Source organism: Enterobacter sp. IF2SW-B1, from assembly GCF_001743375.1.
Taxonomy (GTDB): domain Bacteria; phylum Pseudomonadota; class Gammaproteobacteria; order Enterobacterales; family Enterobacteriaceae; genus Enterobacter; species Enterobacter bugandensis.
This window is the reverse complement of sequence record NZ_MJAA01000004.1, coordinates 361415-370768: the sequence shown is the minus strand read 5'-3', so window position 1 is coordinate 370768 and position 9354 is coordinate 361415. Positions and strand designations below refer to the sequence as shown.

General features: G+C 56.1%; 7 protein-coding genes, 1 pseudogene and 1 riboswitch. Of the genes and pseudogenes, 4 read left to right on the top strand and 4 right to left on the bottom strand.

All coding sequences use genetic code 11. The features are described 5' to 3' along the window. Positions 1-2036 precede the first annotated feature (2036 nt). A pseudogene (locus A6013_RS11685) lies at positions 2037-3097 on the top strand (IS3 family transposase). A 52-nt stretch (positions 3098-3149) separates the two neighbouring features. Here the strand turns inward: A6013_RS11685 and A6013_RS27300 are convergent. Next, positions 3150-3410 (bottom strand): hypothetical protein, encoded by a 261-nt coding sequence (locus A6013_RS27300; protein ID WP_175437384.1) that lies wholly within the window; start codon positions 3408-3410, stop codon positions 3150-3152. Positions 3411-3621: 211 nt separating this feature from the next. Then, a riboswitch (TPP riboswitch) is annotated at positions 3622-3719 on the top strand. A 35-nt stretch (positions 3720-3754) separates the two neighbouring features. Here A6013_RS27300 and thiM point away from each other — a divergent pair. The 3 genes from thiM to A6013_RS11670 are packed head-to-tail and all read left to right on the top strand — an operon-like array spanning position 3755 to position 6111. Beyond that, the gene (thiM, locus tag A6013_RS11680) at positions 3755-4525 is read left to right on the top strand and encodes a hydroxyethylthiazole kinase (RefSeq protein WP_069733100.1); all 771 of its coding nucleotides are present in this window, start codon (positions 3755-3757) and stop codon (positions 4523-4525) included. Further along, positions 4522-5322, top strand: a complete 801-nt coding sequence (gene thiD, locus A6013_RS11675; protein ID WP_028013822.1) for a bifunctional hydroxymethylpyrimidine kinase/phosphomethylpyrimidine kinase — start codon at positions 4522-4524, stop codon at positions 5320-5322. Before thiM ends, thiD begins: the two co-directional genes overlap by 4 nt. A 42-nt stretch (positions 5323-5364) precedes the next feature. Then, positions 5365-6111 (top strand): GntR family transcriptional regulator, encoded by a 747-nt coding sequence (locus A6013_RS11670; protein WP_028013821.1) that lies wholly within the window; start codon positions 5365-5367, stop codon positions 6109-6111. On the opposite strand, the gene A6013_RS11665 is transcribed toward A6013_RS11670, so the two are convergent. From A6013_RS11665 to A6013_RS11655, 3 genes are read right to left on the bottom strand one after another with little or no spacing between them, the layout of a single operon-like run. Beyond that, the gene (locus A6013_RS11665; RefSeq protein ID WP_063437104.1) at positions 6085-7038 is read right to left on the bottom strand and encodes a PfkB family carbohydrate kinase; all 954 of its coding nucleotides are present in this window, start codon (positions 7036-7038) and stop codon (positions 6085-6087) included. The genes A6013_RS11670 and A6013_RS11665 overlap by 27 nt on opposite strands. After that, positions 7035-8039 (bottom strand): ADP-ribosylglycohydrolase family protein, encoded by a 1005-nt coding sequence (locus A6013_RS11660; RefSeq protein ID WP_041909084.1) that lies wholly within the window; start codon positions 8037-8039, stop codon positions 7035-7037. The genes A6013_RS11665 and A6013_RS11660 overlap by 4 nt, the downstream gene beginning before the upstream one ends. Beyond that, on the bottom strand, positions 8036-9313 hold the full coding sequence (locus tag A6013_RS11655) for a nucleoside permease (RefSeq protein ID WP_069733099.1): 1278 nt from the start codon (positions 9311-9313) through the stop codon (positions 8036-8038). The genes A6013_RS11660 and A6013_RS11655 overlap by 4 nt, the downstream gene beginning before the upstream one ends. Positions 9314-9354 lie beyond the last annotated feature (41 nt).

The window sequence follows — 9354 nt, the reverse complement described above, 5'->3', positions numbered from 1 at the left end:
GGATCTCTGGTACATCCTTCATCCACACCAGTTTATTGATGAAGTCACGGTTGAATAGTGCCAGATCAGGATATTTCTTCGCCTGTTCATCAAGCGCTGCCTGCCAAAGAGCTGATGTACCGTCTTTAAGCCATTCGCTGTGATGCTTCACCACCAGGCGTTGCACCTGATACTGGATATGTGGCTGACGGTTGTGCAGAAACCGCCACAGTTCACCTGCATCGATTACACCATCCTGGTTTGAATCCATCTGCTTTAGCAGCTTCTGATACTTTTCGGTGTAGCTGGAGGAATACATATCCCGTGTTTCGCCCCTGGCTAATTCTTCAAGACGTCCGAACGCTTGTCGTAGCCAGCTTTCTCTGGGAGTCTGGAAAATGCTCTGTGGGGCGYCCTCCTCTTCCAGAGGTATAAATCCCCGTTTTTCAAGATCAAATTGATTTGCCCTCTCCACATCTTCCGCCGCCATCCATGCCAGCTCGCCGGGAATGTAATACCAGGTTTTTCCGTCGGCCTCCAGTCGGCGGCACTGAGTTTCGGGAGTGTAACGCTCTGCTGTTGTTGGCGAAGGGTCAYCGCCGACACCAGCCACGACAAAGGAATTATCTCTGTCACGATGCTGCCAGCGCATTTTATCCGCCAGAGTATGCAGTTCTGCGACTCCTTTTGTCACGCCAGCCTTATTTGTCAGAAAATCCTTCATTCKTGCATCCTGGCTGAATACTTCCAGATGACAGAAATACTGAGRATTGCCATACGGTTGTTCGTTCAGGCTAAGGTGACCTATAACATCCCCGGCCTTAATCGGAAGTGCATCTTCCACGGATACCGTTACGACCTCATTAAATACGCCATGTTTACGTGCTTCCTGCATCCACGCTGGTAATGTAATGTCTTGTCTCTTAACAAACTTATCCAACCCAGAAATCCAGCCAGACTCTCCGACAGATAATCCGGTTTTAGCTCCTTCGGGGACTGACACAACAGTAATGAAAATRAATGGAGCCGGTTTGCCGTTAAGAATAAAAGTCGCCTCTTGTTCAATCTCTACGACTGAACCGCGCGGTAATGTAGTATGCGTGTCCTGTGGAGCTTCATAGTGACGCAATGCATCGCGGGGAACGTTTATCCCCTGGGACATTCCGTTACGCATCCAGCCCGAAAATGTGTTGTCCTGACGGATTTTCAATGCGCTGGCGGTCACGGTGGCTGTCGGTGTGTCCGTAACCCCATACTCAGAAAGCGGAGCTATCTGMATCCACAGAGTGTAGAAATCCAGCGCGTTATTGGGTTTGTCCTTATCAGGGGTACAGGTTGACTTGATGAGAACAAAGGTGGTGCTGAAYTTCAGCATCTTCTTTTTGAACGGTGCTGTCTGGTAATCATCATTTAATCGCCAGGCGACCACCTGACCATCAGCCATGCATTTCAGACCGTGGCTGTCGGGTTTAAATACAGCATTAGCCGCAAAACTGTCATAAATATGGATTCCACCATGCCAGTGTTCGGCCTTCTTCATCAACCAGTGAGTATCTCCCTCACTGCCCTGTAAGGCCTCCATGAACTCTGTTGCTGAACGATAGCCATCAACAGGCAATACCATTTTCATCCTTCTATCCCTAGNGTCATAAATATGGATTCCACCATGCCAGTGTTCGGCCTTCTTCATCAACCAGTGAGTATCTCCCTCACTGCCCTGTAAGGCCTCCATGAACTCTGTTGCTGAACGATAGCCATCAACAGGCAATACCATTTTCATCCTTCTATCCCTAGATTTATGATGGTTATTTGCTCATAATACACCGCTTATGACATAAGCCAAACGTTCAAAAGTGGACAAATTTGTTACTGAATAAAGCTGAAGTAAAAAGAAATATCCCCGGCTCTATTGATGATCTGTCAGGTATAATGGTTTGTACGCTAATTATTTCACGGGGTGTGTAGCGAATATCGTAAGGGCGACACTGACCTGCTCCCTGTTGATTAATACACCGCGCTGTTAGTAATGTCTTCATAAGCCACATGAGGACATCCCCATGAAGAAGCGTTTTTCCGACGAACAGATCATCAGTATCCTCCGCGAAGCTGAAGCAGGGGGTTCTGCCCGTGAGCTCTGCCGCTAGTACGCCATTTCCGACGCCACCTATTATACCTGGCGTAAGAAGTATGGCGGTATGGAGGTGCCCGAGGTTAAGCGCCTGAAATCGCTTGAGGAAGAGAACGCCAGACTCAAGAAGCAGCTTGCCGAAGCCATGCTGGATAAGGAGGCACTTCAGGTGGCCCTGGGGCGAAAGTACTGACGACAGACCAGAAGCGGGAAGCCGTGGTATTGATGTGTGATGCGACCGGTCTGTCGCAACGTCGTGCCTGCATGCTTACAGGCTTGTCCCTGTCGACCTGTCGCTATGAGGCTCAGCGTCCGGCGGCTGATGCGCATTTATCAGGGCGCATCAATGAGCTGGCACTGGAGCGCAGGCGTTTTGGTTACCGCCGCATCTGGCAGTTACTGCGCCGTGAGGGCCTTCATGTTAATCACAAGCGCGTGTACCGCCTTTATCATCTTAGAGGGCTGGGCGTAAAACGCAGACGGCGTCGTAAAGGACTGGCAACAGAACGTCTGCCTCTGCTCCGCCCGGCGGCGCCCAACCTGACCTGGTCGATGGATTTTGTCATGGACGCGCTCGCCACCGGTCGCAGGATCAAGTGCCTGACCTGTGTGGACCACTTCACGAAGGAGTGCCTGACAATTACCATCGCATTCTGGATTTCAGGCGTTCAGGTCACGCGTATTCTGGACAGCATTGCACTGTTTCGAGGCTATCCGGCGACGATAAGAACTGACCAGGGGCCGGAGTTCACCTGCCGCGCACTGGATCAATGGGCTTTTGAGCATGGTGTTGAGCTGCGCTTAATCCAGCCGGGCAAGCCAACGCAGAACGGATTTATTGAGAGCTTTAACGGACGATTTCGAGATGAATGTCTGAATGAGCACTGGTTCAGTGATATCGTTCACGCAGGGAAAGTCATTAATGACTGGCGGCAGGATTATAACGAATGTCGTCCACATTCAGCACTGAATTATCAGACGCCATCATAGTTTGCAGCACGGTGGCGGAATGGAAAATGTGAAGGTAAACAAACCGACATTACTAACTGATGGTTGTATCTAATACTGGGGGCAGGTCACAACCTCGTACGGGGTTCAAAGCTTTGACGCTACCTCTTCCAATCCTATATTCAGGCAAATTCTGAGCGTTAGGATAACCATCAATCTCAAATTTTAACCATTCGCTGAGGTCATTAAGTCCAGGCTTCACTGCTATCATCTTGGCTTTAAGAAGAACATCCACAATATCATTCGTTCTACTACTAGCAAGCTCCTGTAATTCTAGGACTGGTGAATTTGGCATAATGCTCTCTCGAGTTAATTTTCCATATTTTAATACTCGAGACGGCTTGAGTCTAAGGAATGGATGGATACTTGTGTCACACAAACTGTCACTCATCCTGTCACACACAGCCCAAAAGGGCCGCTTTTGCCGTTTACAAGACTTCCCGCTGGCATTACTATCCTGAACAGGGATTAATGAGGATCATTAATCGCAAGCTTTTGATTTTGTTTTATTTGACTCGGGGTGCCCTTCTTCGTTGAAGGCTGAGAAATACCCGTATTACCTGATCTGGATAATGCCAGCGTAGGGAAGTCAGATGCCTTCCCGGTCATCGCTTCTTCACGCAAGGCAGGAGCGAACCCATGCAGCCTGACCTGCTCGATTTACACGTTTTACACCACTTCCGTACCCGTTCTCCGCTGACTCATTGTATGACCAATGACGTCGTACAGACCTTTACGGCCAACGTTTTGCTGGCCCTTGGCGCATCCCCGGCGATGGTGATTGAGGCCGAAGAGGCCGAACAGTTTGCCGCGATAGCTGATTCGCTGTTAATCAACGTCGGCACGCTGACCGCACCGCGCGCCCAGTCGATGCGTCGGGCAATTGAGAGCGCGGTGGCGGCAGGTAAACCCTGGACGCTGGACCCGGTTGCGGTGGGTGCCCTGACGTTCCGCACCCGTTTTTGCCATCAAATTTTGGCCCTGAACCCGACCACCATTCGCGGCAACGCCTCCGAAATCCTGGCTCTGGCCGGAATGAGCGCGGGTGGGCGCGGCGTTGATACCACCGACACCGCCGCCAGCGCGTTGCCTGCCGCTCAGGCGTTGGCCCGCCAGACCCATGCCATTGTGGTGGTCACCGGCGAGGTGGACTACATCACTGACGGAGAACGGACCCGAACGGTAACGGGCGGAGACCCGTTAATGACGCGCGTAGTGGGAACCGGGTGCGCGCTTTCTGCCGTTGTGGCGGCGAGCTGCTCGCTGCCGGGGGACCGGCTGGATAACGTTGCCGCCGCCTGCGGATGGATGAAGCGCGCCGGAACGGCAGCCGTTGCGCGCTCGCGCGGGCCAGGCAGTTTTACCTGCGCGTTCCTCGACGCGCTCTACACGCTGGAGGAGCAGGCATGAAGCGGATTAACGCCCTGACCATTGCCGGCACCGACCCCAGCGGCGGCGCGGGCATCCAGGCCGATTTGAAAACCTTCTCGGCCCTTGGCGCGTATGGCTGCTCGGTGATTACCGCGCTGGTAGCGCAAAACACGCGCGGCGTGCAGTCGGTCTACCGTATCGAGCCGGATTTTGTTGCCGCGCAGCTGGATTCGGTGTTCAGCGACGTGCGGATTGATACCACCAAGATCGGCATGCTGGCCGAAACGGACATTGTGGAGGCGGTGGCCGAGCGGCTTAAACGCTATCAGGTGCAAAACGTGGTGCTGGATACCGTCATGCTGGCAAAAAGCGGCGATCCGCTGCTCTCCGCCTCCGCCGTTGAGACGCTGCGCAATAAGCTGCTGCCGCAGGTGGCGCTTATCACGCCCAATCTGCCGGAAGCCGCCGCGCTGTTAGGCACGTCGCACGCACAAACTGAACGCGAAATGAAAGAGCAGGGGTATGCGCTGCTGGCGATGGGCTGCGGGGCGGTGCTGATGAAAGGCGGTCATCTGGATGACGCTGAAAGCCCGGACTGGCTCTTTACCCGCGACGGCGAGCAACGTTTTACGGCTCCGCGCGTACAGACCAAAAACACCCACGGCACGGGGTGCACCCTCTCCGCCGCGCTGGCGGCGCTGCGCCCGCGGCATGACGGCTGGGCTGATACGGTGCGAGAAGCGAAAATCTGGCTCTCGGCGGCGCTGGCAAAAGCCGATACTCTGGAAGTCGGTCACGGTATTGGGCCGGTTCATCATTTTCATGCGTGGTGGTAACCCAGTATACTGGCAAGAAACACCACGCCTGAGAAAACAGAGATGGAACAAGCGCATACCCGGTTAATCGCTCAACTGACTGAACGGATCGCCGCGCCTGACAACACGCCGCTGTACCTGAAATTTGCCGAAACGGTAAAAAACGCGGTGCGCAGCGGCGTGCTGGAGCACGGGAACATTTTGCCCGGCGAGCGCGATCTGAGCCAGTTAACCGGCGTGTCGCGGATCACCGTGCGCAAAGCGATGCAGGCGCTGGAAGCCGAGGGCGTTGTCACGCGTGCCCGGGGTTACGGCACGCAAATTAACAACATCTTCGAATACTCGCTCAAGGAAGCGCGCGGGTTCTCTCAGCAGGTGGTGCTACGCGGTAAAACGCCTAATACGCTGTGGGTCAATAAACGCGTGGTGAAATGCCCGGAAGAGGTGGCGGGCCACCTGTCGCTGGAGCCGAACAGCGACGTCTTTTTGCTGAAGCGTATTCGCTATGTGGATGACGATGCGGTGTCAATTGAAGAGTCCTGGGTGCCGGTTGGGCTCATTCCCGAACCGGATGCGATAGGAATTTCGCTGTACGACTACTTCCGCAGTCAGAATATCTTCCCGCAGCGCACCCGTTCACGGGTTAGCGCCCGCATGCCGGACAGCGAGTTTCAGGCTCACATTAAGATGGACGAAAAAATACCGGTGCTGGTGATCAAGCAGGTTGCGCTTGACCAGCAGCACCGGCCGATTGAGTACAGCATCAGCTACTGTCGCAGCGACCTATACGTCTTTGTGTGCGAGGAGTAATTCCTCACGAGTGGGCGCGCAGTCGCCGCCGCGATGGCTCACCACCCAGGACGCCACGGCATTCCCCAGCAGAACGGCGTCTGCCAGCGACCATCCCGCCGCCAGCCCGGCAAGCGTGCCGCCCGCGTGGCTGTCGCCAGCGCCAATGGTGTCCACTACCGTGGCGGGAAACGCCGGAACAACGCCCGATGCGTCGCCATCATACCAGGCAGCCCCGTCTTTATCATGCCGCACAATCAGCGCGGCGCCGAAGCACTGCTGCCACTCCTCGCCCAGGTTTTCAGCCTCAACGCCCAGCCTTTCAGCAGCGAGCTCCGCTTCCTGACGATTAAGCGACACGATCGGCCTGCAGGCCATAATCCGCGCCATCAGCGCGTCGGGGATATCCGCGATGCGTGGGCCGAAATCGATAAGCGCCGTCACGTCCTCCAGCCCTTCAAGCCAGCCCGTAAGCAGCTCGCCGCACGGCGAGGCCAGCTGGTAGCCGGAGAGATAAACCAGGCTATTTTGCGGGACGTTTAGCTCGTCAAGCCAGCGCTGCTGCCACTGGTTCTCGACGCCGCTAAAGGACATAAAGGTGCGCTCGCCGTCAGGCTCCACCAGCGCCAGACACCAGCCGTTGTCGCCGGTTTCAGCCTCCACGGCGCTGTGCAGATCCTGCTTCGCCATTGCGTTACGGATAATATCCGCCCACACGCCGTGGCCGACGGGAAGGGCGTTTTGCGCCGCAATGCCGAGCCGTTTCAGGGCGATGGCGATATTCAGCGCGCAGCCGCCGATATTCACCCCCTGCTGTTTAAGCTCGATATCACACCCGCGCCAGGGCAGGGCGTAGGCGTCGGCGATGACGTCAATCACCGCCGCGCCCAACACCGTCACCGGGCGCGTGGCGTGCAGGGTGTCGAGACGTTGGGCAAATGCATTCATACGCCCTCCCTTTGCTCCCTGAAGTGCAGCAGTTTTTCGCAGTAGTGACCGAAATCGAGCTGATTAACGGCGTCGAGTTCGGCTTTGAGCGCCGGGTCAATGGCCTGCACGCCGTGGAGCGCGCCGCAGATGGCCGTCGCCATCGCGCCAATGGTGTCGGTATCGCCACCCAGATTGGCGCATAAAATGGCGCAGCGGTTCGGGTCGGTTCCCGCCAGCTCCACCATCGCGATGGCTGCCGGAACGGACTCAATGGTGCTGGTACCTGCGCCAGTGAGCTGATAAATCTGCTCGCTGGCGGAGTCGATGCCGTTGGCGTCCCGCACGGTCTTAAGCGCCAACTCAATGCGCGCCGCGAGCGACGCGCTGAAGGTGGTGGTTTTCGCCTCCTGCGCATAGCGGGCGATCCCCGGCAGGGCATCGACGATGTTCTGCCAGCGTTCCCCGTCGATGGCGCGGGAAACCGCCCAGGCAATCACCACCGCGCCGGCAATGGCGAGATCCGATTTATGCGTCGGGCTGGAGGCCTGCGCCACCTGGTCCACAAAGTGCTCCAGCCGCGTCGCCGGGAGCAGGCAGCCCAGCGGGGAGGCGCGCATCGCCGCCCCGTTAGTCACGCCGTTGTTGTCCAGCTCGCTGACCGGCTTCCCGTCACGAATCGCGTTAAGCGCGATTTTCGAGGTCGGGCCGAGCACGTTCTTGTTGAACGCGTCGAAGTCGAGCGCCCAGTTCAGGATATGCTTGCCGATAACGTCCGCGTTAATCTCCCCGTCGCACTCGATGATCGCATCGGCCAGGCACAGCGCCATCGAGGTGTCATCGGTGAACTCTGCCTGTTTGAAATAGCAGGCCGCGTTATTCTCTGCCGGGCCGGGTAAAAAGCGGTCGATCCAGCCGAAGTGCGCCTTGACGCGCTTTCTCGGCCACAGCTCCGACGGCATGCCCATCGCATCCCCTAACGCCTGGCCGTAAAGGGCCCCGAGAATACGGTCTTGTTTCATTTAACTTCCCCTTGTGTCAGCGCGGTATCGCCATCAACCACCTCAATTGCGGTGATCTCTTTATCCGATTCGCGGAAAAACAGCATAAACAGCACGGCAATCAAGGCAATCATGACTGCACCAAATGTCCACATTCCGGCCCAGTTGAAGGTCAGCCCATTCACCGGCTCTTTGTAAGCGAACATTTTTTCCATCATCACGCCGCCCAGGCGGTAACCCAGCAGGCTACCAAACCCCTGACAGCACAGCGTAATCAGGCCTTGCGCGGCGGTGCGCATGTGCACCGGCGCTTTTTTATCCACGTAGATGTACGCGGTCACGTAGTAGAAGTCATAGCTCACGCCGTGCAGCAGGATCCCGAGGAACAGCAGGGCGTAGGTGAAGTACTGTTCAGCGCCACCGTAAATAAAGAAGCCGTAGCGGATGGCGGCGGTAATCAGGCCCAGCAGTAAGACCTTCTTAATACCAAAGCGTTTGGTAAAGAACGGCAGGGCGAGCATAAAGAAGATTTCAGAGAACTGGCCGAGCGTCATCCAGCCGGTGGCGTTTTTCATCCCCACTTCGGTGAGATAGCCGTTGGCGAAGATGTAGTAGAAGGCCAGCGGCATGGCGAACAGGAACGAGCAGAAGAAGAACACCAGGAAGTTTTTGTCGCGCAGCAGGACCAGCGCATCCAGCCCCAGCATGACTTTGAAATCCAGCTTGCCGGTACTTTTCGGCGGCGTGTTCGGCAGGAACAGGGCAAAGACGCCGAGCAGGGCGGAGCTGGCTGCGGTCATCAGCAGCGGAATATTGGTATCGGAAATATCGCTGTAGCCGAGCATCTGTGGCAGGAACCCGCACGCCAGCCCCGAGGCGATCCAGCCGATAGTGCCCATCACGCGGATACGCGGGAAATCAGCCTCAACGTCGTCCACGTTCGCGAAGGCAATGCTATTGGTCAGCGCGATGGTCGGCATATAGGTCAGGGAGTAGACCAGCAGCAGCGGGAAGAAGGTGCTGAACTGGGTTTGCTGCGCGGCGAAGTACATCAGGATCGCGCCGGCGAACATCAGCACCGACAGGACTTTCTGCGCGGCGAAGAAGCGGTCCGTCAGCGAGCCGACCAGGATAGGAGAGAGGATCGCGGCAATCGCGGTACAGGCGTAAGACCAGCCAATTTCCCCGGCGGTAAACCCGCTTTTGCTCAGCCACAGCCACAATGGCACAAACCACGCGCCCCAGATAAACCATTCAACAAACATCATGAATGACAGTTGGACTTTCGTTTTCATTTTTTAATCCTGCATGCCAGATAAGGTACGCCTTTAACATA